Origin of the sequence: Promicromonospora kroppenstedtii DSM 19349, assembly GCF_000515355.1 — a bacterium.
GTDB classification, from domain to species: Bacteria; Actinomycetota; Actinomycetes; order Actinomycetales; family Cellulomonadaceae; genus Promicromonospora; species Promicromonospora kroppenstedtii.
On the sequence record NZ_KI911632.1, the window covers coordinates 630 to 1,657 of the forward strand.

Consider the following 1,028-nt stretch of genomic DNA (forward strand, 5'->3'; position numbering starts at 1 on the left):
CGCTCACCGATGCGCGGATGGTCCGCCAGGGCGGCGTCGATGTCCGCGGCCGTCCAGTCGGCCGCTGCCCGCATGGCGTGCAGCAGCAGCTTGTCGCGGCAGGCGAACGGGCGGCCGGACACCACCGCGTCGACCCACGAGTCGATGTCGGCACAGGGGCGGACGGTCGCCGCGGCGTCGGCCGGGGACAGGGCGTTGAACGTCGCGAGGTCCATGACACAAATCTACGGTTTCAACGCGATTTGCGAACGGCACACGAGTTTCAGCCCTGTAAACCTTCGCGTCGACCGTCACCCACCCGGACCGCAGGCCGTCGAACGTAGGGTTCGTCGCCGCACGAGGCTCCATACCGCGACCAACCCTACGTTCGACGACGCGATGTCGCCCGGGCTCGGTCAGGGCTGTGTCGTGGCGGCGCCGTACGTCGGAACCGCGGTCGAGCGGGCCGGCCAGACGGCGATGATCAGACCGACCAACGCGCTCAGGCCGTGCAGCCAGTTGTCCGCGACGTTGATGTTCAGGAAGTTGATGTCCGGGCTGCCGAGCGCGAACAGGCCGTAGACGAACGTCACGCCGTACCCGACCAGCAGGATCCAGCCGAAGGTGCGCGCGCCCGCGGAGGTGCTCCACAGGCCGAGACCGAGCACGCCGATGAGCAGGTGCACGATGTTGTGAAGCGGGTTGATGGCGAAGCCGAGCAGGGTCTGGCTGTGGTCGTGCTCGGTGAAGCCGTCGAACCCCGTCACGAAGAAGCCCACGATCCCGACGACGAGGTAGATGGCGCCGAAGATGAGTGCCAGCCACTGATAGCCCCCGCGGGCGGGCCGAGGTGCGGTGGAGTACGACATGATGCTTCTCCTGCCTTCCGGTAACCGGTCCTCTCACCGTCCCGCCGACGACGGCGGCTCGCATCTCGACCGGACGCCGGCACCACGCGTCGGAGGTCAGCCCGCCAGCCGCCCCGCCAGGGCGAGCAGCGTCCGGTCCGAGCCCGCCGGGCCGACCAGACAGGCGCCGGCGGGCAGGCC

Annotated in this window: 2 protein-coding genes; both read right to left on the bottom strand. The window is 69.5% G+C overall.

The features are described 5' to 3' along the window. A partial coding sequence (locus tag PROKR_RS06190) for a 2-oxo-4-hydroxy-4-carboxy-5-ureidoimidazoline decarboxylase (RefSeq protein WP_036960780.1) occupies positions 1–215 on the bottom strand: 215 nt, incomplete at its 3' end. A 180-nt stretch (positions 216–395) separates the two neighbouring features. Next, the gene (locus PROKR_RS06195) at positions 396–848 is read right to left on the bottom strand and encodes a DUF4383 domain-containing protein (protein ID WP_036960778.1); all 453 of its coding nucleotides are present in this window, start codon (positions 846–848) and stop codon (positions 396–398) included. Between the last annotated feature and the right edge of the window lie 180 nt (positions 849–1,028).